This window comes from Paraburkholderia sp. GAS334 (genome assembly GCF_050436625.1).
Taxonomy (GTDB): Bacteria; Pseudomonadota; Gammaproteobacteria; order Burkholderiales; family Burkholderiaceae; genus Paraburkholderia.
The window spans coordinates 1-21,943 of the sequence record NZ_JBNDMO010000002.1 but is presented as its reverse complement, the minus strand read 5'-3'; the positions used below and the strand labels follow the sequence as shown (position 1 = coordinate 21,943).

Sequence of the window (21,943 nt, the reverse complement as noted above, 5' to 3'; positions counted from 1 at the left end):
ACCTTCAGGTGCCCTTTTTCATTGTCGCGGGTTGATCGCTGTTCGTTGATACACGGGCGGACGTCCGGCGTGATCAGCGGCCGAAAAATCCACGTAACCGTTCGACGGCTTCTTCGAGCTTTGCATAAGCCGTCGCATACGACAGACGGATATAGGCGTGTGGCGCGTGCGATCCAAAATCCATCCCCGGCACCAGCACGACACCCGCGTCATGCAGCATTGCGCTCGTGAGCGCAGCGCTGTTGCCCGCAGCCGGATGGGCAACGTGCGTGCAGTCGGCGTACACATAGAACGCGCCGTCCGGCATCACGGGCACCGAAAAGCCGAGCGACCCGAGCGCGGGTGCGATGAAGTCGCGACGCCGCTTGAATTCGAGGCGGCGACCTTCGTAGATCGCGATTGTGTCCGGTTCGAAGCAGGCGAGGGCGGCATGCTGCGCCAGCGCCGACGCGCAGATGAACAGGTTCTGCGCGAGCTTCTCGAATGCACCGACCATCGCGGGTGGCACGACAAGCCAGCCCAGCCGCCAGCCGGTCATGTTGAAGTACTTCGAGAAGCTGTTGACCGTGATGACATCGTCACCGAACGACAGTGCCGACACGGGCGGCGCGTCGTAGCTCAAGCCCTGATAGATTTCATCGACGATCGTAAAGCCGCCGCGCGCGCGGACCGCATTCACGATCCGCTTCAGTTCCGCCGGTTCGATCGACGTACCGGTGGGATTTGACGGCGACGCGAGCAGCACGCCACGCGTGCGATCGTTCCACAGGCGTTCGACGTCGGCGGCGGTCAGCTGGAAGCGCTCTGCCGGACCACTCGGCACGAGCACCGCCTTGCCTTCGGCCGCAGCGACGAAGTGCCGGTTGCACGGATAGGACGGATCGGGCATCAGCACTTCGTCATCGCGATCGACGAGTGCCGCGCACGCGAGCAGCAACGCCGCCGATGCGCCCGCCGTGACCACGATGCGTGCCGGATCGACAGTGATGCCGTACACCTGTTGATAGTGCCCGGCGATTGCCTCGCGCAATGCGGGCAAACCGAGTGCATTCGTGTATTGCGTCACACCGCGGCGCAACGCGCTCGTCGCCGCCTCGATGACCGGTTCCGGCGCGGTGAAATCGGGTTCGCCGATTCCCATGTGAATGATGTCGCGCCCCTGGCGCTCCAGCAGCGCGGCCTGTTTGGCCAGTTCCATCACGTAAAACGGCTGGATGGCATCGACGCGGGCGGCAAGCCGCACCAGCGGTTCAGTCACGGTGTTCATGCGGATACTTCCAGTTTCTCAAGGGCGTGACCGGCCAGAACAGGTGCGCCGCGTGTTGCGCGAAGTGGCACCCATTCCGGTCGCGCCGGATCAGTGCTTGCGGGCGGCCTGTGTTTCAGCGGCGCGCAGTTGTAGCGACAGTTTGTCCAGTACGCCATTCACGTACTTGTAGCCGTCTGCACCGCCGAACGTCTTGGCCAGTTCCACGGCTTCGTTGATCACGACACGGTACGGAATGTCGATGTGATTCTTCAGTTCGAATGCAGCGACCAGCAGCACCGCGCGTTCAACCGGCGAGAGCTGGTCGATCGGACGGTCGAGGCACGGCATCAGGTCGATCGACAGCGCTTCCGAGTCGCGGATCACGCCGTGCAGCAGCGCGTCCAGATGCTCGTGATCGGCCTTGTCGTAGCCTTGTGCGCCACGCAGCTGCGCATCGATTTCACCCGTGGGCGAGCCCGAGAGCAGCCACTGATACAGACCCTGCGTGGCCAGTTCGCGGGAACGTCGGCGAGCGCTCTTCATGCCCGTTCCTCTTCGTCTTCCTCGTCTTCATCTTCGTCGTCATCGCCGCCGAGCTGTTCGAGCGCGACCGAGAGATTCGCCATTTCGACGGCGACGCGTGCCGCATCACGACCCTTTTCGGTCATGCGCGCGACGGCCTGTTCGTCAGTCTCGGTGGTGAGGACGGCGTTCGCGACGGGGATGCCGAAGTCGAGGCCGATACGCGTGATGCCGGCGCCGCTTTCGTTCGACACGAGTTCGAAGTGATATGTCTCGCCGCGCACGACAGCGCCAACCGCGATCAGTGCGTCGAACTGGCCGCTTTCCGCGAGTTTTTGCAGCGCGAGCGGGATTTCCAGCGCGCCCGGCACGGTGACGAGCAGTACGTCTTCACCCGTGACGCCGAGGCGTTCGAGTTCTTCGATGCAGGCGTCAGCGAGGCCGTTGCAGACGGGTTCGTTGAAGCGCGACTGCACGATGCCGACGCGCAGGCCGTCACCGTCGAGATTCGGTTGATATTGTCCGATTTCCATTTGAGGTCCGTAGTGTTTGGGATGAGCGCGTGTGAGCGATGAGTATCCGGGTGATCAGGCTTGCGGTACCGATGAGCCAGGCGGGCAGGGTGCGGCCAGGGCGCCCGGCATCGGCACGAAGCAGGTGACTTCGAGGCCATACCCCGACATCGTGCCCAGCTTGCGCGGATTCGACAGCACCTGCATCTTGCCGACACCCAGTTCGCGCAGAATCTGCGCGCCAACGCCGTACGTCTTGAAGTCGACAGGACGGCGCTTGAGTGCTTCGGCACGTTCTTTCGAGTCGAAGGCCTTGAAGACGTCGATCAGGTGATCTTTCGAATCGCCACAGTTGAGTAGCACCACCACGCCGAGATCGCGCTCGGCGATTTCCTTCATGGCCGCATCGAGCGTCCACGAATGGGTGGATGCGCCGACTTCCAGCAGGTCCAGCACCGACAGCGGCTCGTGAACGCGCACCGGCGTGTCGCGATCCGGCGTGGGCGTACCGCGCACCAGCGCGATGTGGGGCGAACCGCTCGGCTGGTCGAGATACATCACCGCGCGGAACGGGCCGTGCGCCGTTTGCATCGTGCGTTCGCAGATGCGCTCGACAATCGATTCGGTGCGGCTGCGGTAATGGATCAGATCGGCAATCGTGCCGATCTTCAGGTTGTGTTCCTGCGCGAACTCGATGAGGTCGGGCAGGCGCGCCATCGTGCCGTCGTCCTTGATGATTTCGCAGATCACAGCGGCCGGTGTCAGGCCGGCAAGCGCCGTGAAATCACAACCCGCTTCCGTGTGACCGGCGCGAACCAGCACGCCACCGGGCTGCGCCATGATCGGGAACACGTGCCCGGGCTGCACGATGTGTTCGGCGCGCGCGTCATGCGCGACGGCCGTTGCGATCGTGCGTGCGCGGTCGGCGGCGGAGATGCCGGTGGTGACGCCTTCGGCGGCCTCGATGCTGACCGTGAATGCCGTGCCGTACTGCGTGCCGTTGCGATACGTCATCAGTGGCAGGTTGAGCTGCTTGCAGCGGTCTTGCGTGAGCGTCAGACAGATCAGCCCACGGCCATAGCGGGCCATGAAATTGATCGCTTCCGGCGTGATGAATTCAGCGGCGATTACGAGGTCGCCCTCGTTTTCGCGGTCTTCTTCGTCGACGAGAATCACCATCCGGCCGGCCTTCAGTTCGGCGATGATCTCAAGAGTGGAGGCGAGCGTCATGTTGGCGAGAATGTCAGGAAAGCGCGTATTTTACGCCACGCGCGCCCCCGCGTCGCTTCGGCCAGACGGCATAGGCCATTTGGCGGGGTTTACCTTATGTGGGTGATCGCGTTTGGGCTATCTGGCCCCGCGCGCCGTCACGCGGGCTTGCTGATGCTAACGGCGCCGGGCCGGTTGAGCATGAGCCCGTCGTCGGTGTTGCGGGCGAAGAAGATTGTTTGCGAGCTTTGATGTCGTGCGGGTAAGGCTGTGAGGCCGTGAGGCGGCCTGTTCCGTCACGGCATTCGAGGTCGAGAATGGGGAGGCGCGCGGCCCAATTGGTGCGGAGCACCGCGATATTGCACCAACCCGGTTCCTGACGCGGCGCCATTTCCCCTGTCAGTGCTGTCTGCACGCCATGGCATAACAATTGCACGCCCCACGCTGGGGTCAATGGCGGCCTCTTCTTATCGACCATTTTGCTGGCTGCTCATATCGGCAGCCATCAGGGACAACGGCGTCCCGAAACGTGATTCGCGCTGAACGAGCATTCGGTCCGCGCGAACGCGTTTCGGGGCGTTTTTTTTTTTGCGCTGGCGATCGGCCGATGCGCGCGGTCCGTTCACCGGTTTCCGGGTCCGGGTCTTCTAACGCCTCTCACCATGAAACAGCAGACACATTCACGCTCCGGAGAAGTCTCCGGGCAGCTCATCGGAGAGCTCATCAACCTGTCTGGCCGGCAGCGGATGCTCTCGCAGCGCATCGTGCTGCATGTGCTGCTTGCTTCGCATGGCGACGACGCCGCGCTCGCGGTGGTCAAGGATTGCCTGAGCACGTTTGCGACTACGCACGCTGATCTGGTGAGCGGCAACGGTCATCTGCCCGGTGTGTTTTCCGACGCGCTGCGTCAGGTCTATTTCGGCACGCGTCAGGCGGACGAACGCATTCAGCGATTCATTGCATGCGCGAATCACGCCGTGTCGTGTCTTGAATCAGGCACGACCGGGGACCGCGAAGCCATCGACGCCCTCGTTGCCCAGGCCACGCCGCTGCTCGAACTGTTGCAGGCCATCACGCTCGCCTATCAGCACGAGATGCGCGGCATCGAGCTGGCGGCGCACAGACGTCAGACGGAGATTGCCGAGCAGCTCGGCAACATCTCCATGCAGGCCAATATTGTCGCGCTCAACGCGCGCATCGCCGCTGCGCGCGCGGGACAATTCGGACGGGAGTTCGCGGTCATCACCACCGTGCTCGCCGACATCATCAAGGAAATGGATCAGCTGATCTATAGCGTGGTCGATACATCTGGCGACGGCGAGACGTCGCGTCGACGCGGCGCGCTTCAGCAGGATCCGGTCGCAACGCCCGGATGATCCGGCGAATCATTGAAGGTTGAACCGTGCACAAACGAATTTCTGCTTTTATCCGGACCTGTCTGACTGGCGAACTGCGCGGCGGAGAGGGCGACGTGGATGTGGCTCACTTCGCGGACAGCGGCGAAGGTACGCTGCGATATACCGCGGACCCGCGTCCGGCCCATCTGCGCGGCCGAAGAAGGCGCACGCAATCACGGCATCACAGACGCGCCCTGTATGGAAGAAGCACGACGCCCGGTTAGTTCAGCGGCCTGGTGCGGGGCGAGTTGTCGGCGACGGGCGCGTCGACCGGTTCTCACCGATCAATCGCGATCGGGAGCGCCCAGCGGAAACAACTTGCGGTACGGCCGTGCTTCATTCACCGCTCGGGCAAACGATGGCCGTTCCAGCAGCCGCCGACGGTAGGCCACCACGTTGGGATGGGCATTACCGATGGGATGTGTCCAGTCTGCATAGAAGAGAAAGGGCGCGGCGCCACAATCGGCAAGACTGAAGTGCTCGCCGGCCGCCCATTCGCGGTGCGACATCACCTTGTCGAGCCAGGCATAAGCTGTGTCGAGCATGTCCCGTGCTTCCCGCACGCCATAGGGATCACGGGCATCATCGGGTCGGAGCGAGTCAGACACGATCCTTTGCTGGGGCGCCGAGACATAGTTGTCGAAGAAGCGGTCCATCGTTCGAACCTCGAGTGCGGCACGCGGGTCGTCGGGAATCAGGCGCACTGGGCCGGGCGCGCACAGGCCGACGTATTCGATGATGCAACTGGCTTCGATGATGGTGCGTTCGCCATCCACGAGCATCGGAAAACGCTTCATGGGCCAACGTTCAGATAGTTCGCGAAACGCCGGGCTGTCCGGACCGGCGAGTATCTGCGGTTCGAATGGGACGGCATTTTCGTACAGGGCGACCAGTGCTTTCTGGCAATAGGACGAAAACGGGTGATAGTAGAGTTTCAGCGCCATGAAAAGTCACCCTGGATAGCGATATACGGCCGCATTCAGCGGTCCACTTACTCTTCGACGAACGAAACCGGCCCTGCGAAAAATTGATTATTGCAACGGCTGATGTCCATCCTGCGACGTCGACAGCATCCGCTCCACATACCGCGCGATCAGATCGATCTCCAGGTTGACCTTCGAACCCGCGCGCAGGTTTTTGAGCGTCGTCACTTCGACGGTATGCGGGATCAGGTTGATCGAGAATTCGCAGCCGTTGTCGGTGTCCTTGACCGAGTTGACCGTCAGGCTCACACCGTTGACGGTAATCGATCCCTTGAACGCCAGATAGCGGCCGATATCGCGCGGCGCGAGCACGCGCAGTTCGTGCGATTCGCCGACCGGCGCAAAATGCGTGACCGTGCCGAGCCCATCGACGTGGCCCGATACGATATGGCCGCCAAGCCGGTCATGCGCACGCAGCGCTTTCTCCAGATTGACTTCGCCAGGCTCACCAAGACCCGCGGTGCAGTTCAGGCTCTCACGCGACACATCGACTTCGAACGAATGCGCGGTCTTCGCGACGACCGTCATACATGCGCCCTGGACGGTGATGCTGTCGCCGAGCTGCACGTCGTCGAGATCGAGTGCGCCGGCTTCGACATTCAGTCGCACGCCCGCATCGCCATCGTTGCCGAGTGGCTTGACTGATTCAATGCGGCCCACTGCCGCGACGATTCCGGTAAACATCGTGCTGGTTCCTTTGCTGTGTTCAGTGCGAAACGTCAGGCGCTTCTGGAGTTTCAGACGTTTCAGGTGGCGGAGCGAACCGCGCGAGAATCCGCAGATCGTCGCCGATGCGATCGACGCTGTGAAAGACAAGTTGTGTCCGGCCCGCAAGCGAGCCCGGCGCGACGAGATTGAACATGCTCATCGAATCCATGCCGAGCAGGCTCGGCGCAAGATAGACGAGCAGTTCATCGACACAGCCTTCGCGCAGCAGTGAGCCGTTCAGCTTGTAGCCCGCCTCGACATGCAACTCGTTGACGCCACGTTCGCCGAGCGCCTTCAGCATCGCGGGCAGGTCGACCTTGCCGTTCGCGTTCGCCATCTGCACGATCTCGGCGCCGCGTGCGCGCAGCGCTTCGGCGCGTTCGGTGTGACGCTCGTCGAGATTGCCGCAGAAGACCAGCGTCGGCGGGCCGACGAGTATCTGTGCTTCCGGTGGCACCTCGAGCTGGCTGTCGATCAACACGCGGAGCGGCTGACGCGGCGTGTCGACGGCGCGCACGGTCATGCGCGGGTTGTCTTCCTTGACGGTGCCGATGCCCGTGAGAATCGCCGACGCGCGGGCACGCCACGCATGGCCATCGGCGCGCGCAGCTTCACCCGTGATCCACTGGCTTTCGCCGGAAGGCAAACCCGTGCGTCCATCGAGCGACGCCGCCACCTTCATCCGGACCCACGGCCGGCCGCGCGTCATGCGCGACACGAAGCCGATGTTCAGTTCGCGCGCTTCCTGTTCAAGCAGGCCGCAGCGCACTTCGATACCCGCATCGCGCAGCATCGTGAGGCCGCGCCCGGACACCTGCGGATTCGGGTCTTCCATCGCAGCGATCACGCGCTCGACCTGCGCATCGATCAGGGCACTCGCGCACGGCGGCGTGCGGCCGAAGTGGCTGCAGGGTTCGAGCGTCACATAGGCCGTGGCGCCCCTCAGATCGTGACCGCGTGAGCGGGCATCTTTCAACGCGCGGATTTCGGCGTGGTCATGACCGGCGGGCTGCGTATAGCCTTCACCGATCACCTCGCCGTTCTTGACGAGTACGCAGCCGACGCGCGGATTCGGGTCGGTCGTGTACATCCCGCGCCTTGCCAGCGCGAGTGCACGTTCCATATGGACGAAATCGGTTTGCGAGAACATCGGCGGTTTGTCGTGTGTTGTGCTGGAACGGGACCGGGTTCAGGCAGCGAGCGCAGCAAAGGCGCGGCGCGCGGCGGCGATGGTTTCATCGATGATCGCATCGTCGTGCACGATCGACACGAAGCCCGCTTCATACGCCGACGGCGCGAAGTACACGCCCGCGTCGAGCATCTTGTGGAAGAACGCATTGAAGCGCGGCACGTCGCTCTTCGTGACTTCGGCGAAGCTCGCGGGAATCGCATCGGTGAAGTACAGGCCGAACATGCCGCCGAGCGAATCCGCTGCGAACGGCACCTTCGCTTCGCGGGCCGCGTTGGCGAGACCTCCTGCGAGGCGCGAAGTCTGCGCGCTGAGCTTCTCGTAGAAGCCCGGCGCCTGGATCAGTTGCAGCGTCTTCAGGCCCGCGGCAACGGCAATCGGATTACCCGACAGCGTGCCTGCCTGATACACGCCGCCGAGCGGCGCGAGGTGGGCCATGATGTCGCGGCGTCCGCCGAAAGCGGCCGCCGGCATGCCGCCGCCGATCACCTTGCCGAGACACGTGAGGTCCGGCGTGATGCCGTAGACCTCTTGCGCGCCACCGAGCGCCACGCGGAACCCGCACATCACTTCGTCGAAAATCAGCACGGCGCCGTATTCGGTACAGAGACGACGCAGCGCGGTCAGGAATTCGGGCGTTGCGCGCACGAGGTTCATGTTGCCCGCGACCGGCTCGACGATCACCGAAGCGATCTCGTTACCGAACGCCTTGAACGCCTCTTCGAGTTCAGCGACGTTGTTGTATTCGAGCACCGTGGTGTGCTTCGCGATATCGGTCGGCACGCCTGCCGACGTCGGATTGCCGAACGTCAGGAGACCCGAGCCGGCTTTCACGAGCAGGCTGTCCGCGTGGCCGTGATAGCAGCCTTCGAACTTGACGATGCGGCTGCGGTTCGTGAAGCCGCGCGCGAGGCGCAGCGCGCTCATCGTCGCTTCGGTGCCGCTTGACACCATGCGGACCTGTTCGATCGACGGCACCAGCTTGCAGATTTCTTCGGCGATTTCGATTTCGGATTCGGTGGGCGCGCCGAACGAAAAACCCTTTGCCAGCACGCGCTGCACGGCTTCGAGCACTTCAGGATGCACGTGACCGAGAATCATCGGTCCCCAGGAGCCGATGTAGTCGATGTAGCGCTGACCGTCAGCGTCCCAGAAGTACGCGCCTGCTGCGCGCTCGATGAAACGCGGCGTGCCGCCAACCGAGCGAAACGCGCGCACGGGCGAATTGACGCCGCCCGGGATGGTGCGCTGGGCGCGTTCGAAGAGCGTCTCGTTTCGGGAAGGGCTGGCGGTGCTGGATGCGCTGGACATGAACTTTGGACCTGCTGAAAGTGATCTGCCTGATCGTGAAGCACGGACGCGCGGTGCGGAAACGGCGGCTTGCCCGCTCCGTGCTGGCGTCGCGGCGGCTGGATGGTTATGAAATTGTACCGGAGTCGGGCTTATCAGGCCTTGCGCGGGAGCAGGGCGGGGTGTCGTCTCAGGACGCGCTGGCCTTGAGCTTCGACGAACGCACGGGGCCTTTGGGCGTGGGCGGTTCTGGCCGCGGCCGTCTGCCGGTGAGTTCGGCCCAGCGCTTTTCCAGCGCGCCTTCGGCCATAGGCTTGATCGACGTGCCCGAACTTTGCGCGTCCCACGTCTGGACCGAAAAAGGATGCGTGCGCAACGCCTCGCGCGGGATCACGACACCTTGATGTGCGTCGACCAGCCAGTCGTAGACGAAATCGATACACAGCCGGTAGCCGCGCTTTGTCGCCGGATCGGGGACTTCGTAGGGCGCGCGCATCACGTAGCCCGAGCCGAAGATGCCCTTCGGCTCCTGCGCCACCCGATGCAGGAAGACGCGGTCGCCAGGCTCGATGCCGCGCGCGAAGCCGCAGCCCCAGACGTCCAGCACGGCTTCGCCGGCGGCGACCCGCTTCGCCACGTTGGGCAGTTCGGGCCACGGCCACTTTTTGGGGCTCCAGATCAGCAGGAAGGCGGTCATGGCGGATTGGGTTCAAAGGGGGCCGACATGCTGGCCGGCGGGAAAGGCACTTTAACCGATCGCCGGCGCGGGCTGAATCCCGTACGTCGCGTCGATTGAGGGGCCGGACCGCGCACGGCGCTTTTAAGCGTCGCGTACAATGTTGAGACCCCTAACCCCGTCGTACCCGCTGTTCGCCGATTCCTGCGGCGAGCCGCTTCATCCGGATTCCCATGTCTCACGCTGCCAGAAGCGGGCACGATCGCCGGCTGATTCTGTTGCTCGGTGCGCTCGCCGCATGCGGGCCGATCTCCATCGACATGTACCTGCCGAGCCTGCCGTCGATCGCACACGCGTTCGCCGTCAGCGCGGGCGCTGCGCAGTCGACATTGACCAGTTTCATGCTGGGCTTTTCGATGGGCATGCTCCTGTATGGCCCGCTGTCGGATTCGTTCGGGCGGCGGCCGGTGCTGCTCGGCGGCATCGTGATGTACGTGCTCGCGAGCGTCGCCTGCGCGCTGTCGTTCTCGATCGGCTCGCTGATGACGTTCCGCTTCGTGCAGGCGCTGGGCGCGGGCGCTGCATCGGTGCTGGCGCGCGCGATTGCCCGCGATGCCCACGAGCCCACCGAAGCCGCGCGCGTGCTGTCGATGCTGGCTATCGTCACATCGATCGGGCCGCTGCTCGCGCCGCTGATCGGCGGGCAGTTGCTGCTGCTGGGCGGCTGGCGCGTCGTGTTCATCGCATTGACGACGTTCGGCACGGTCTGCGCAGCGATGGCGTTTCTGCGCGTGCCGGAAACCTGGCCGCGCGAGAAGCGTGCGAGTTCGGCGGTGCTGCAGTCGTTCGCGGCTTACGGCAAGCTGCTGCGCGATCCGGTCGCGTGGGGGCACATGCTGTGCGGCGGGATGGCGTTTGCTTCGATGTTCGCGTACATCACCGCGACGCCGTTCGTGTACATCGAGTACTTCCATGTATCGGCGCAGCATTACGGCTTTCTGTTTGGCCTGAACATCATCGGCATCATGTTCGGCAACTTCATGAATACGCGGCTCGTCGGACGGCTGGGGCCGCTGCCGATCATCTCGGTTGCCGCGGCTATCAGCTGTGGCGCGTCGCTGTTCGTTGCGCTCGTATGTCTGACAGGGTGGGGCGGTTTGTGGTCGATCGTCGCCGGACTGTTCTTCGTGGTCGGCGTGGTGGGTGTGCTGTCGGCCAACTGCACGACTGAGTTGATGCATCGCTATCCGCGCAACGCGGGCGCGGCTGCGGCCGTGTTCGGCGCGATGCAGCTGGCGCTCGGCGCGCTGGCGAGTTTCGCGGTCGGACTCTGGCAGGGCGGCACGCCGAAGGGAATGGGCGTGACGATCGGCGTGACGGGGCTGCTGTGTTTTGCGGGCCGGTGGCTTGTGTTGCGCTGGCACGGACGGCCGTTGCCTGGTGTGCGCGCGGCCTGACATGCGAAGGCTGCGAGACAACACGACGCGCATCTCGAACGCACAATAAAAAACGCCGGCCTCTCACGAGACCGGCGTTTTTTCACATCGGCACCGAACGTGGACTGCTAGAACTCAGTCCTTCGCCGAAGACGCCGCGCCGTGACTCAACCAGTCGAGCACAGCCGTCGAATCATCATCTGCACGCTCGCGTACCTTCGCGACCGCTTCGCTGACTTCAGGATTCGGCATTGCGCGACGAATCGCCACGCCCACCGCCAGAATATCGATCATCACCAGATGCAGGATGCGCGAGATCATCGACAGCTGCGATTCGCGGATCTCGATGTGATCGGTTTCCAGCGCCACCGTCGCGCGCTTCGCCAGAGGCGTGTTGCTCGACGTGATCGCGATCACCTGCGCGCCCGCCTGCATCGCGACGTCGAGCACACGCAGCAATTCAGGCGCGCGGCCCGACTTCGACACCGCGACGATCACATCGCCCTTGCCCAGCAACGCAGCCGAAGCGGCCTGCATATACAGGTCGCCATAAGCGATCGTCGGAATGCCGAAGCGGAAGAACTTGTAGTGCGCGTCCTGCGCGACGATGTTCGAGTTGCCGAGGCCGTAGAACTCGATACGTCGCGCGCCGTTGAGCAGATCGATCGCCTGTTCCACGTGATCGAAGTTCAGATGCTCACGCAACTGAAGAATCGCCGACACGGTGTTATCCAGCACCTTCGCGCCGAAGTCCGTAGCCGTATCGCCGAGATGCACCTGGCTGTGGCTCACCGGAATCGTGCCGGTCAAACCCGTCGCGAGCTTCAGCTTGAAATCGGACAGACCCTGGCAGCCGAGCGAACGGCAGAAGCGGATCACGGTCGGCTGGCTCACGTCGGCCTTGCGCGCGATGTCGACGATCGGGTCGTTGATGATCGAACGCGGATGATTCAGCGCGAGATCAGCGACGCGACGTTCAGCCGGCGTCAGCGCATCGCGCATCTGGCGAATACGCTCGAACACCGCCGACGAACTGCCGCCCGCGCGATTCGACAACTGCTCCGCGAGAATCGCCGACACGCCGAGGAACGCCGGATACTGCGCCGTGATCACATACGTCGGCACATTCGCGAGATACGCCTCGAAGCGGCCTTTCGCCTCGAAGCGCTTGCGGAACGACGACTTTGCGAAGTGTTCGCCGAGGCGCGGCACAACACCGCCGCCAATATAGATACCGCCAAGCGCGCCGAGCGTCACCGCGATATTGCCGGCGAAGGTGCCGAGAATGCCGCAGAAGCAGTCTACCGTCTCAAGCGCAAGCGGCTCGTTGTCTTCGAGCGCGCGCCGCGTGATCTCGGGCGCATCGACCGATGCCGCGACGCGCTTCTTGTCGCGTGCCGCCAGCGCGCGATAGATCACTTCAAGACCCGGACCCGCGACGACCCGTTCAAACGACACATGCGGCCACTTCTTGCGTGCGTATTGCAGCACGATGTCTTCACGTTCGTCGGCCGGGGAGAAGGTCGTGTGGCCGCCTTCGCTGCCGAGCGCGATCCAGCGGTCATCCGCCGGAATCAGGCCGGATACGCCGAGGCCCGTACCCGGTCCGAGCAGGCCGATCACGCTGTTCTGCCGACGCTGGCCGCCGCCCACCTGCACGCGTTGCGTGTCGGTGAGACCCGGCAGCGCCATCGCGAGCGCGGTGAAATCGTTGACGACGAGGAGCGTGTCGAAGCCGAGCGCGCGACGCGTCGCTTCGATCGAAAAGGTCCAGTCGTGATTGGTCATGCTGACCTGATCGCCATCGACCGGGTTCGCAATCGCGATCGCCGCATGGTTCACGCGGCCGATCTTCGTGTCCTTCAGATACTTCTTGATGACGTCGGCGACGCCCGGGTAATCCGCGCACGGATACACGAGCACCTGCGCGATCTCACCGGGACCGGTTTCAAGCGCGAAACGCGCGTTGGTGCCGCCGATGTCTGCGAGTAGCCTCGGTCCATCGGCGTGCTGGCCCGCGACCGGGACAGCCTTAGTTTGCACACCAGTAGACATCGAGTCTCACTCCCTTGTCGTTTGCCAACTTCGAGATGGCATTTTTTTGTGGCGCAGCGGCGGCCTGTTGCAGCACGTCCAGCTTGCGCGGTCCGGCGATCAGCAGATACAGATGTCCCACCTGTTGCAGCGCGGAAAGCGACCAGCTCACGCGCGCGTGCGGCGCGTTGCCCGGATGCACGGCAACGAAGTGCTCAGTCGTCGTGATGGCGTGGTCCCACTCGGGCGCGTCGGCGAAGATCGAAGCCGTGTGGCCGTCTTCGCCCATGCCGAGAATCGCGACATCCGGCACGCGACGAAGAGCGTCAGCGTTGAGCGCGGCGATGTGGGCCTCGAGCGTCTCTGTGGTGTCGACCAGCGGCCAGAACGTGGCGGCGGCCGCGGCGTTCTGCAGCAACGTCTCGTGCGCGAGGCGCGAGTTGCTGGCCGCGTCGGTTTCCGGCACCCAGCGGTCGTCGACCAGCGTCACATCGAAGTGCGCCCAGTCGAAAGGTTGTGTCGACAACGTCTGCAGGAACGGACGCGGACTGGAGCCGCCGGAAACTGCAAGCGTCGCGCGGCGCGCGCCGGTCTGGGGCGCGGTCGCCTGTGCGGCGAGTGACGCATGTAACGCGTCGCCCACCGCTTTCGCCAGCGCGTCGGATTGGGCGCGTTGGTCGTCGAAAGCGTGAAGCTCGATCACTTCTCCTCCATGCTGCTTTCTTGTAGGTTTGCAGGTCGTACAGCGACCGGTTTGATGCCGTCGCCGATAAGACGCGATGCATTGCGTCTCATGGGCGGCTGCACGGTCCGGTCAACCCGGTTCAATACTTCCCAAAATGCGGCGTTGCAACGGTAAAAGGCGCGTGGACCTCCACGCGCCTCTACCGGGAATGCGACGTCAGTTCTCTTCTTCCAGCCAGCACGTGCCATGCTGCGCGAGCATCGCGCTCGACGCCGCCGGTCCCCACGTGCCAGCCGCGTACGGCTTGGGCGGCTTGTTCGAGCTGCTCCACTCATTCAGGATAGGCTCAACCCAGCGCCATGCAGCTTCCTGTTCATCGCGACGCACGAAAAGGGCGAGGCGACCGTTGATCACATCGAGCAGCAGACGCTGATACGCCTCCATCTGGCCTTCGCGGAAGAACTGGTCGAATGCGAGGTCGAGGTGGACGCTGGCGAGGTTCATTCCTTCGCCCGGCTGCTTGGCAAGACAGTACAGACGAATCGTTTCGTTCGGTTGCAGGCGGATCACGAGACGGTTCGCGCCCGGACGCAGCGCCGACGAACCCAGCGCCGAATGCGGCACCGGCCTGAAGTTCACGACGATTTCCGCGACGCGATCCGCCAGCCGCTTTCCGGTACGCAGGAAGAACGGCACGCCCGCCCAGCGCCAGTTTTCGATTTCCACCTTAAGCGCCACAAACGTTTCCGTCGTGCTGTCCGGTTTCACGCCCGGCTCAGTTGCATAGGCCGGCACCGGCGTACCGCGGATACCGCCCGCATGATACTGGCCGCGCACGGCGACCTTGCCGATTTCGCGTTCATCGACCGGTTTGAGCGCGCGCAGCACGCGCAGCTTCTCATCACGGACCGAATCGGAATCCATCGAATGCGGCGGCTCCATCGCGACGATGGAAAGCAGCTGCAGCAAATGGTTCTGCACCATGTCGCGCAGCGCGCCGGTGTTGTCGTAGAAGTCGCCGCGCCCTTCGACGCCGAGTTCTTCAGCGATCGTGATCTGGATGCTCTCGACCCACTCACGACGCCACAGCGGTTCGAACAGCGCATTGCCGAAACGCAGCGCGAGCAGATTCTGCACCGGCTCTTTACCGAGGTAGTGGTCGATCCGGTAGATCTGTTCTTCAGCGAAGATCTCGCCGACTGCATCGTTGATCGCGTTCGACGAACGCAGGTCATAGCCAAGCGGCTTCTCAAGGACGATGCGGGCGTTCGCGTTCAACCCGACCGAAGCCAGCGCATGACAGATCGGCACGAAGAGCGACGGACCCGTCGCGAGATAGAACACGCGGATGCCGGGCAGGTCTTTCACCGCATCGCGCAGCAGCACGAAATCTTCGGGTTTGCCCAGGTCGAGCTTCACATAGTCGATGCGCGCAACGAAGCTCGCCCATGCGGCTTCATCGAGGCCATTCTTCGAGACGTACGGCTTGACGTGTTCGTTGACCCACTGCAGATAACCTTCACGGTCTTCCTCGTGACGTGCGACCGCCACGATCTTGCCACTCTCAGCCAGCATGCCACCTGCACGGTGCGCTTCATACAGTGCCGGCAGGATTTTTCGCATCGACAGATCGCCGGTTCCGCCGAAGAGAACGAAGGTGAAACTTGAATCGGTTTGCATGAGTCTCCGTCGATGTCATGGGGGCCGCCAGTGGTGCGAAAAGGGCGACCGTAGTCCGATAAAATTTTTTTTGACACTGAATTGTAGTTTAACTACAATCCAAATCAAGAGGTAACGCTAATTCGATAAAAAAAGCGTGCGCTGTCGAGAGAGATGCGCGTTTTCCCGAATAAGCGAAGCGTCCTTGCATGTTAACGGACATCGTGTTTTCGCATCGCCGGCGGGCTTTCCTGGCGGGCTTGCGGCGGCAGATGTCCGAAGCCTTGCGCGGTCCGCCCTCGAGTCTGCAGCGCGCCACAGCGGGCAGGCAAAAATCAAAAGAGGAGACAGTCAGTTGCATCCCGAACCACTCATCTTCTGAGCGTCCAGCGGCCGGATACCGGCGCGCCGGCGATGTACAAACACATCGGCTGCCCGACGTTCGACCGCCCTGTTTTGCCTGTTTGACCAAACCACCGCACCCTGTCTCTACAGGGGCATTCGTTTTTTGTTCAGGTGTCTGGAGGAGATAAGCAATGAAATTTCGCGCGATCATGGGCGCTCTGTGCGCCGCAGGTCTGATGTGTGGCGTGTCGGCAGTTCAGGCGGCCGAGTCGGTCGAAGTTCTGCACTGGTGGACTTCGGGCGGCGAATCGAAAGCCGTTGGCGTCCTCAAGGACGACATGCAGAAGCAGGGTTACACGTGGAAGGACTTCGCGGTTGCGGGCGGCGCAGGTGCGGCTGCCATGACGGCACTCAAGACGCAGGTGATTTCGGGTAATGCGCCGAGCGCAGCCCAGATCAAGGGCCCGCTGATCCAGGACTGGGCCGCTCAAGGCGTGCTGGTACCGATCGACGCAGCGGCTGGCGACTGGAAGAAGAACCTGCCGCCCGAAATCGACAAGATCATGCACGCGGACGGCCACTACGTTGGCGCGCCGTTCTCGGTCCACCGCGTGAACTGGCTGTACATCAACAAGGCAGCGCTCGACAAGGCAGGCGGCAAGGCACCGACGACCTGGCCGGAATTCTTCGCGCTGGCCGACAAGATGAAGGCCGCGGGCATCCAGCCGATCGCGATGGGTGGTCAGCCGTGGCAAGACCTGACGCTGTGGGAAGACGTGGTGCTGTCGCAGGGCGCGGATTTCTACAGGAAGGCGATCGTCGACCTCGATGAGAAGACGCTGACGTCGGACAAGATGGTTGGCGTGTTCGACACGGTTCGCAAGATCCAGGGTTACTTCGACGCGGGCCGCACGGGCCGTGACTGGAACCTGGCAACGGCGATGGTCATCAACGGCAAGGCCGGCATGCAGTTCATGGGCGACTGGGCGAAGGGCGAATTTGCCAACGCCGGCAAGAAGTCGGGCACGGACTACGTCTGCGCCGCTGTGCCGGGTACGGAAAAGTCGTACACGTTCAACGTCGACTCGTTCGTGTTCTTTGCCCAGAAGGGCCAGAAGGCTGCAACGCCGGGTCAGCTGGCACTGGCGAAGACGATCATGTCGCCGGACTTCCAGGAACAGTTCAGCCTGAACAAGGGTTCCATCCCGGTTCGTCTGGGCGTGTCGATGGACAAGTTCGACGACTGCGCGAAGAAGTCGTACGCTGATGAACAGGTGTCGATCAAGTCGGGCGGCTATGTGCCTTCGCTGGCACATGGCATGGCTCAACCGGACGCAGCAGCAGGCGCGATCTCGGACGTCGTGACGAAGTTCATGAACTCGACGCAAGATTCGAAGAGCGCAGTTGCAGCGCTCGCGAAGGCAGCGAAGACGAAGTAAGCGAAGTGATGCGCCCGGTACCTGTCCACGCAGGCGCCGGGCGTATCCTTCTGTAGCACGGTTTGTGAGTGGTTTAGCTGTGCTTCACCCTGAGTCACCTCTATGCTTGCCAGACATCGCGCGTTGCCTGCGTGACGTACCGGCGGCACAGTTTCAGCAGGAGTCGAGTAGTGACTGCTTCTATCAGCGGAAACGGGAAGAAGACGCCTTCCGTGACCCGCCGCACGTCGCCGATGGCGGCGCTGGCCGATCGCTATATTCCGAAGCTGGTGCTCGCACCCAGCGTCCTGATCAGCCTTGTTTTCGTCTACGGTTTTATCCTGATCACCGGCTTTCTGTCGCTGTCCAATTCGCGACTGATGCCACGCTACGAATTTGTCGGTCTCGACCGATACCGCGAACTGTTCGAGAACGACGTGTTCTGGACGTCGGCTGCGAATCTTGGCTGGTTTGGCATTCCGTTCATCGGTATCTGTATTGGACTCGGTCTCTTCCTCGCCATCCTGCTCGATCAGCAGATCCGCAACGAAGGCGCGCTGCGCGCCGTGTTCCTGTACCCGATGGCGCTGTCGTTCATCGTGACGGGTACCGCATGGCAATGGATCATGACGCCGAGCGTCGGCCTCGAAAAGGTGTTCCACGACTGGGGCTGGACGAGCTTCTCGTTCAGCTGGCTCGGCGATCCTGACAAGGCGATTTTCTGCGTCGTGGTGGCGGCGGTGTGGCAATCCACGGGCTTCGTGATGGCGCTGTTCCTGGCGGGTTTGCGTGGCGTTGACTCGGAAATCTTCAAGGCAGCGCAGATGGACGGCGCGGGCTTGCCCACCATCTATCGCAAGATCGTGATTCCGAGCATGCGTCCGGTGTTCTTCTCCGTGCTGCTGATTCTCTGCCACATCACGATCAAGACGTTTGACCTGGTCGTCGCGTTGACGGCGGGTGGCCCGGGTACTTCGTCGTCGTTGCCGGCTATTTTCATGTACACGTTTTCGTTCAATCGCGGGCAACTGGGCGTCGGCGCTGCGTCGTCGATGATGATGCTTGCGACTGTTGTGGCCGTGCTCGTGCCGCTGATGTATCTGGAATCGAGGAGCACCCGCAATGCAGCCTAAGATGACGATCAGCCGCGCCGTCATTTATGCGGCCCTGGTTCTGTTTGCCTTGTACTTCCTGTTCCCGCTGTACGTGATGCTGTCGACGTCGTTCAAGGACATCGACCAGCTGCGCACCGGCAACCTGCTGACGCCGCCGACCCACTGGACGATCGATCCGTGGATCAAGGCGTGGAGCGGCGCGTGTACGGGTGTGCGTTGCGACGGCATGCAACCGTTCTTCATGAACTCCGTGCGCATGGTGATTCCGGCCGTGCTGATCTCGTCGATTGTCGGTGCGTTCAACGGTTATGTGCTGACGCACTGGCGTTTCCGTGGTGCGGATCCGATCTTCACGATGCTGCTGGTCGGCTGTTTCATTCCGTTCCAGGCGATCCTGCTGCCGATGGCGCGTTTCGAAGGTTTCCTTGGCCTGTCGAATACGACGTCGGGTCTCGTGCTCGTGCACGTGATCTACGGTATCGCGTTCACGACGATGTTCTTCCGCAACTTCTACGTCAGCATTCCGGCTGAACTCGTGAAGGCGGCGCGGATTGACGGTGCGGGTTTCTTCACGATCTTCACGAAGATCCTGCTGCCGGTTTCGCTGCCGATTTTCATGGTCTGCCTGATCTGGCAATTCACGCAGATCTGGAATGACTTCCTGTTCGGTATCGTGTTCTCCGGCGTCGATTCGATGCCGATCACGGTGGCGCTGAACAACCTCGTGAATACGTCGACGGGTGTGAAGGAATATAACGTCGATATGGCGGGCGCGATCATCGCCGCGCTGCCTACGTTGCTCGTCTACATCGTCGCCGGCCGCTATTTTGTGCGCGGTCTGACGGCAGGTGCAGTGAAGGGCTGATCGATCGGGAATTATGCATGCTGCCTTTGCGCGCGTTGCGCGCGGGTGGCCCGAACAAGGCGTTTTGCCGGTGCAGTTTGAGTGGCTGGCGGGATGCACGAGACGCAGTACAGAGACTAGAGGATTCACAGCATGGCAAGCCTTTCTATCCGTGACGTGTTTAAGACCTACCCGAACGGGGTGCCGGTTCTGAAGGGTGTCAACATCGACATCGAAGACGGCCAGTTCCTGATTCTGGTGGGCGGCTCAGGCTGCGGGAAATCGACGCTGCTCAACATGATCGCCGGCCTCGAGACCGTGACGAAGGGCGAGATCCAGATCGACGGCAAGACGGTGAACAACCTCTCGCCGAAAGATCGCGACATCGCGATGGTGTTCCAGTCGTACGCGCTGTATCCGTCGATGACGGTGCGCGAGAATATTTCTTTCGGGTTGGGTATCCGGAAGGTGCCTAAGGCTGAGCAGACGCAGATTGTCGATCGTGTGGCTAATACGCTGCAGATTACGCATTTGCTGGATCGGAAGCCTGGGCAGCTTTCTGGTGGGCAGCGTCAGCGTGTGGCGATGGGGCGTGCGCTGGCTCGCGATCCGGTGATGTTCCTGTTCGATGAACCTTTGTCGAATCTGGATGCGAAGCTGCGGATTGAGATGCGGTCTGAGATCAAGCTGCTGCATCAACGTCTGGGTACCACCATCGTTTATGTGACGCATGATCAGATCGAAGCGATGACGCTTGGGGATCGGATTGCTGTCATGAAGGATGGCGTGGTGCAGCAGTTTGGCGCGCCGCAGGAAATTTATGATTCGCCTTCTAACCTGTTTGTTGCCGGGTTCATTGGCGCGCCGCCGATGAACTTCATTCAAGGCAAGCTGGTTGAGAATGGTTCGGGTATGGGCATCGAGCTTGATACCGGCGCTACGCGCGGTGTGCTGAATCTGCCGTTTGATTCAGGTAAGGTTAAATCGCACGTTGGGCGTGAGGTTATCCTGGGCTTGCGCCCGGAACGCATTACCGACGCCCGTCACGCGCATAACCTCGAAGGTGGGAAGCTGCAGCCTATCGAAGTTAAGGTTGATGTTATTGAGCCTACGGGTCCGGATACGCTGGTGTTTGCCCAGGTGAACGGCAAGCGGATTGTTAGCCGCGTGCATCCGGCTTCGAACCCGCAGCCGATGGCTAATACGACTTTGCTGTTTGATGTTTCGAAGGCTGTGTTGTTTGATCCTTCGAATGAAGAGCGGATTGCTTAATTAACCGTCGCTGCTCGAAGCTTTCGCGAGAAGTAAGCACAACCCCGATGCGTTCCAAGGCGCATCGGGGTTGTGTCTTTTTGGATCCGGCGTTTGTTTGGTGACGTGCGTTGATAGGGAGTAGGCCCCTTGCGTTGGGAGACGTTTCGGGCTTTTTGCTTTTGATCAAAGGCTAGTCGGTTTAGCTTGTGCGGGCGATTGGTTGTCGGTGGCGCGTATTTATACTTTTGGTGCCATCGAAACAGCGATGGACGGGTTTGACAGCCCGCTAATCATCGCCGCATTAGCCTGCCTTCGCGGGTTCTCTGCGCTTTGCCTCCGCACGCCTATGGGCGGGCCTTGGCAAGGGAGCCGCAAGGCTCGCCGGTGTGCGGTGGTTCCGGTCTGTCAACCTTGTCTCGTGCCCGTCCACCCGTTTGACAGCGAGTGTCGGGTTGTTTCACAAAACCATCCCGAGGATCGCATCATGTCTTCAAATTCTTTTGCTGTTCAAGCCCCTTCCGGTTCTTCCACGCGTGCCGGTCTGCTAGAGACGATGCTTGAAACAGCGTTGCTCGCAGGTGAGCGTCATGTTCAGCAATTCGCGCAGTTAGCGGCGCTCGCCCGGACGATTGAAGCGTGTGATGTGCCGGCTGTCGATCGTGCGAAGTTGCTTTCGATGTTGGAGTCCGTTGCTAATGACGCTGAGGCAAATGCTGAGCTTGATGTAAAAACGTTCCAAGGACTGCTGGCAGGGCAGTTGACGAAGCGGAGCCTACAGCAGGCGAGCGAAGCGGCGATGGCGGACGTTATCGTTGCGCCAGGTTCGGATACGAAGCATTGAGGTTACCTCCTTCCAGTGTTCAGACTTTCCGAAGGGATCGCTCTTCTGGAAGGAGGGCCGCACTCAAGCTTTGAGTTCAAGACATATCGTCTGCAATACTCTGCGTCAGAGCTCACTGGAATGCCATCTCCAGGCCTCACTGCGTTCAGGGTGGCTCGACTTGCCCGCAGCCTTTGTTTTGGACGGGAAGATGACGAGGTCTAGCTCGAACATGAAACGGCCGCTTTTCGCTTGAACGACAGGTTTCTTATGGCCTGCGGTTGCATTTCGGTCTGAGACAGGATCTCGGCCTTTGCGGTCGTCCAATGTGTGAGTGTCCCGGACCTCCAATGTCCGCTTTCGACGGACGCGATCGACCGTAGTCGACCCAGAGTGTGTGGAAACTCCATTTTTGCCGCTGAGCGGTTGATTGCCGATCAGGCTGATCGAGTTTGATACGGAGAGTTTGCACTAATCGAACATTGCGAGCACAACAAAGCCCTTCGGGGCTTTAGCTTCCGGCCGTCTTCATGGCCTTCAACGTCCCCGCAACGCCAAGTATGTTCATGACCCGCTTCAGGTTGTAGGCCAACACCTG

The 21,943-nt window shown here is 61.9% G+C and carries 19 protein-coding genes; 7 read left to right on the top strand and 12 right to left on the bottom strand.

Annotated features, from left to right (window positions below; genetic code table 11):
- Window positions 1–73: 73 nt before the first annotated feature.
- The 4 genes from P3T21_RS03480 to ribBA all read right to left on the bottom strand — a co-directional run bounded on the left by P3T21_RS03480 (window position 74) and on the right by ribBA (window position 3,513).
- A complete protein-coding gene (locus P3T21_RS03480; RefSeq protein ID WP_429254547.1) occupies window positions 74–1,267 on the bottom strand; it encodes a pyridoxal phosphate-dependent aminotransferase in 1,194 nt (397 codons plus the stop codon).
- Window positions 1,268–1,357: 90 nt separating this feature from the next.
- Window positions 1,358–1,792: a transcription antitermination factor NusB gene (gene nusB, locus P3T21_RS03475; RefSeq protein WP_429254546.1), complete on the bottom strand. Its 435-nt coding sequence runs from the start codon at window positions 1,790–1,792 to the stop codon at window positions 1,358–1,360.
- Window positions 1,789–2,304, bottom strand: a complete 516-nt coding sequence (gene ribH, locus P3T21_RS03470; protein WP_429254545.1) for a 6,7-dimethyl-8-ribityllumazine synthase — start codon at window positions 2,302–2,304, stop codon at window positions 1,789–1,791. Before ribH ends, nusB begins: the two co-directional genes overlap by 4 nt.
- A 54-nt stretch (window positions 2,305–2,358) precedes the next feature.
- Window positions 2,359–3,513, bottom strand: coding sequence for a bifunctional 3,4-dihydroxy-2-butanone-4-phosphate synthase/GTP cyclohydrolase II (ribBA, locus tag P3T21_RS03465; protein WP_429254544.1), 1,155 nt, complete (start codon window positions 3,511–3,513; stop codon window positions 2,359–2,361).
- Window positions 3,514–4,154: 641 nt separating this feature from the next.
- Here ribBA and P3T21_RS03460 point away from each other — a divergent pair.
- Entirely contained in the window at window positions 4,155–4,868 is a 714-nt protein-coding gene (locus P3T21_RS03460; protein WP_429254543.1) for a type IV pili methyl-accepting chemotaxis transducer N-terminal domain-containing protein, read from the top strand.
- 305 nt (window positions 4,869–5,173) lie between these two features.
- On the opposite strand, the gene P3T21_RS03455 is transcribed toward P3T21_RS03460, so the two are convergent.
- From P3T21_RS03455 to P3T21_RS03435, 5 genes are all read right to left on the bottom strand, one after another.
- Window positions 5,174–5,833, bottom strand: coding sequence for a glutathione S-transferase family protein (locus P3T21_RS03455; protein WP_429254542.1), 660 nt, complete (start codon window positions 5,831–5,833; stop codon window positions 5,174–5,176).
- An 87-nt stretch (window positions 5,834–5,920) separates the two neighbouring features.
- Complete coding sequence (locus P3T21_RS03450; RefSeq protein ID WP_429254541.1) at window positions 5,921–6,556, bottom strand: riboflavin synthase; 636 nt, start codon at window positions 6,554–6,556, stop codon at window positions 5,921–5,923.
- Between the two features lie 22 nt (window positions 6,557–6,578).
- Window positions 6,579–7,730 (bottom strand): bifunctional diaminohydroxyphosphoribosylaminopyrimidine deaminase/5-amino-6-(5-phosphoribosylamino)uracil reductase RibD, encoded by a 1,152-nt coding sequence (gene ribD / locus P3T21_RS03445; protein ID WP_429254540.1) that lies wholly within the window; start codon window positions 7,728–7,730, stop codon window positions 6,579–6,581.
- Between the two features lie 39 nt (window positions 7,731–7,769).
- The gene (gene hemL / locus P3T21_RS03440; protein WP_429254539.1) at window positions 7,770–9,080 is read right to left on the bottom strand and encodes a glutamate-1-semialdehyde 2,1-aminomutase; all 1,311 of its coding nucleotides are present in this window, start codon (window positions 9,078–9,080) and stop codon (window positions 7,770–7,772) included.
- Window positions 9,081–9,249: 169 nt separating this feature from the next.
- Window positions 9,250–9,756 (bottom strand): hypothetical protein, encoded by a 507-nt coding sequence (locus P3T21_RS03435; protein WP_429254538.1) that lies wholly within the window; start codon window positions 9,754–9,756, stop codon window positions 9,250–9,252.
- A 212-nt stretch (window positions 9,757–9,968) separates the two neighbouring features.
- On the opposite strand from P3T21_RS03435, the gene P3T21_RS03430 reads away from it, so the two are divergent.
- Complete coding sequence (locus tag P3T21_RS03430; protein ID WP_429254537.1) at window positions 9,969–11,192, top strand: Bcr/CflA family multidrug efflux MFS transporter; 1,224 nt, start codon at window positions 9,969–9,971, stop codon at window positions 11,190–11,192.
- 114 nt (window positions 11,193–11,306) lie between these two features.
- Here the strand turns inward: P3T21_RS03430 and P3T21_RS03425 are convergent, their stop codons facing one another.
- From P3T21_RS03425 to zwf, 3 genes are all read right to left on the bottom strand, one after another.
- The gene (locus P3T21_RS03425) at window positions 11,307–13,226 is read right to left on the bottom strand and encodes a bifunctional transcriptional regulator/glucokinase (protein WP_429254536.1); all 1,920 of its coding nucleotides are present in this window, start codon (window positions 13,224–13,226) and stop codon (window positions 11,307–11,309) included.
- Window positions 13,204–13,908 carry a 6-phosphogluconolactonase gene (gene pgl / locus P3T21_RS03420; RefSeq protein WP_429254535.1) on the bottom strand — a complete coding sequence of 235 codons (705 nt, stop codon included), beginning with the start codon at window positions 13,906–13,908 and terminating at the stop codon, window positions 13,204–13,206. The genes P3T21_RS03425 and pgl overlap by 23 nt, the downstream gene beginning before the upstream one ends.
- A 198-nt stretch (window positions 13,909–14,106) precedes the next feature.
- A complete protein-coding gene (gene zwf / locus P3T21_RS03415; RefSeq protein WP_429254534.1) occupies window positions 14,107–15,570 on the bottom strand; it encodes a glucose-6-phosphate dehydrogenase in 1,464 nt (487 codons plus the stop codon).
- 515 nt (window positions 15,571–16,085) lie between these two features.
- On the opposite strand from zwf, the gene P3T21_RS03410 reads away from it, so the two are divergent.
- The 5 genes from P3T21_RS03410 (at window position 16,086) to P3T21_RS03390 (ending at window position 21,366) form a co-directional block, all read left to right on the top strand.
- On the top strand, window positions 16,086–17,333 hold the full coding sequence (locus P3T21_RS03410) for an ABC transporter substrate-binding protein (protein ID WP_429254533.1): 1,248 nt from the start codon (window positions 16,086–16,088) through the stop codon (window positions 17,331–17,333).
- A 170-nt stretch (window positions 17,334–17,503) separates the two neighbouring features.
- Window positions 17,504–18,445 carry a carbohydrate ABC transporter permease gene (locus tag P3T21_RS03405; protein WP_429254532.1) on the top strand — a complete coding sequence of 314 codons (942 nt, stop codon included), beginning with the start codon at window positions 17,504–17,506 and terminating at the stop codon, window positions 18,443–18,445.
- Window positions 18,435–19,292 carry a carbohydrate ABC transporter permease gene (locus P3T21_RS03400; protein WP_429254531.1) on the top strand — a complete coding sequence of 286 codons (858 nt, stop codon included), beginning with the start codon at window positions 18,435–18,437 and terminating at the stop codon, window positions 19,290–19,292. Before P3T21_RS03405 ends, P3T21_RS03400 begins: the two co-directional genes overlap by 11 nt.
- A gap of 132 nt (window positions 19,293–19,424) precedes the next feature.
- Window positions 19,425–20,543, top strand: a complete 1,119-nt coding sequence (locus P3T21_RS03395) for an ABC transporter ATP-binding protein (protein WP_429254530.1) — start codon at window positions 19,425–19,427, stop codon at window positions 20,541–20,543.
- Between the two features lie 466 nt (window positions 20,544–21,009).
- Window positions 21,010–21,366, top strand: a complete 357-nt coding sequence (locus P3T21_RS03390; RefSeq protein WP_429254529.1) for a hypothetical protein — start codon at window positions 21,010–21,012, stop codon at window positions 21,364–21,366.
- Window positions 21,367–21,943: the final 577 nt, after the last annotated feature.

Excerpts from the sequence above, each read along its gene's own strand:
- P3T21_RS03480 (WP_429254547.1), bottom strand. The coding sequence starts at position 1,267 with ATGAACACCGTGACTGAACCGCTGGTGCGGCTTGCCGCCCGCGTCGAT.
- nusB (WP_429254546.1), bottom strand. The coding sequence starts at position 1,792 with ATGAAGAGCGCTCGCCGACGTTCCCGCGAACTGGCCACGCAGGGTCTG.
- ribH (WP_429254545.1), bottom strand. The coding sequence starts at position 2,304 with ATGGAAATCGGACAATATCAACCGAATCTCGACGGTGACGGCCTGCGC.
- ribBA (WP_429254544.1), bottom strand. The coding sequence starts at position 3,513 with ATGACGCTCGCCTCCACTCTTGAGATCATCGCCGAACTGAAGGCCGGC.
- P3T21_RS03460 (WP_429254543.1), top strand. The coding sequence starts at position 4,155 with ATGAAACAGCAGACACATTCACGCTCCGGAGAAGTCTCCGGGCAGCTC.
- P3T21_RS03455 (WP_429254542.1), bottom strand. The coding sequence starts at position 5,833 with ATGGCGCTGAAACTCTACTATCACCCGTTTTCGTCCTATTGCCAGAAA.
- P3T21_RS03450 (WP_429254541.1), bottom strand. The coding sequence starts at position 6,556 with ATGTTTACCGGAATCGTCGCGGCAGTGGGCCGCATTGAATCAGTCAAG.
- ribD (WP_429254540.1), bottom strand. The coding sequence starts at position 7,730 with ATGTTCTCGCAAACCGATTTCGTCCATATGGAACGTGCACTCGCGCTG.
- hemL (WP_429254539.1), bottom strand. The coding sequence starts at position 9,080 with ATGTCCAGCGCATCCAGCACCGCCAGCCCTTCCCGAAACGAGACGCTC.
- P3T21_RS03435 (WP_429254538.1), bottom strand. The coding sequence starts at position 9,756 with ATGACCGCCTTCCTGCTGATCTGGAGCCCCAAAAAGTGGCCGTGGCCC.
- P3T21_RS03430 (WP_429254537.1), top strand. The coding sequence starts at position 9,969 with ATGTCTCACGCTGCCAGAAGCGGGCACGATCGCCGGCTGATTCTGTTG.
- P3T21_RS03425 (WP_429254536.1), bottom strand. The coding sequence starts at position 13,226 with ATGTCTACTGGTGTGCAAACTAAGGCTGTCCCGGTCGCGGGCCAGCAC.
- zwf (WP_429254534.1), bottom strand. The coding sequence starts at position 15,570 with ATGCAAACCGATTCAAGTTTCACCTTCGTTCTCTTCGGCGGAACCGGC.
- P3T21_RS03410 (WP_429254533.1), top strand. The coding sequence starts at position 16,086 with ATGAAATTTCGCGCGATCATGGGCGCTCTGTGCGCCGCAGGTCTGATG.
- P3T21_RS03400 (WP_429254531.1), top strand. The coding sequence starts at position 18,435 with ATGCAGCCTAAGATGACGATCAGCCGCGCCGTCATTTATGCGGCCCTG.
- P3T21_RS03395 (WP_429254530.1), top strand. The coding sequence starts at position 19,425 with ATGGCAAGCCTTTCTATCCGTGACGTGTTTAAGACCTACCCGAACGGG.
- P3T21_RS03390 (WP_429254529.1), top strand. The coding sequence starts at position 21,010 with ATGTCTTCAAATTCTTTTGCTGTTCAAGCCCCTTCCGGTTCTTCCACG.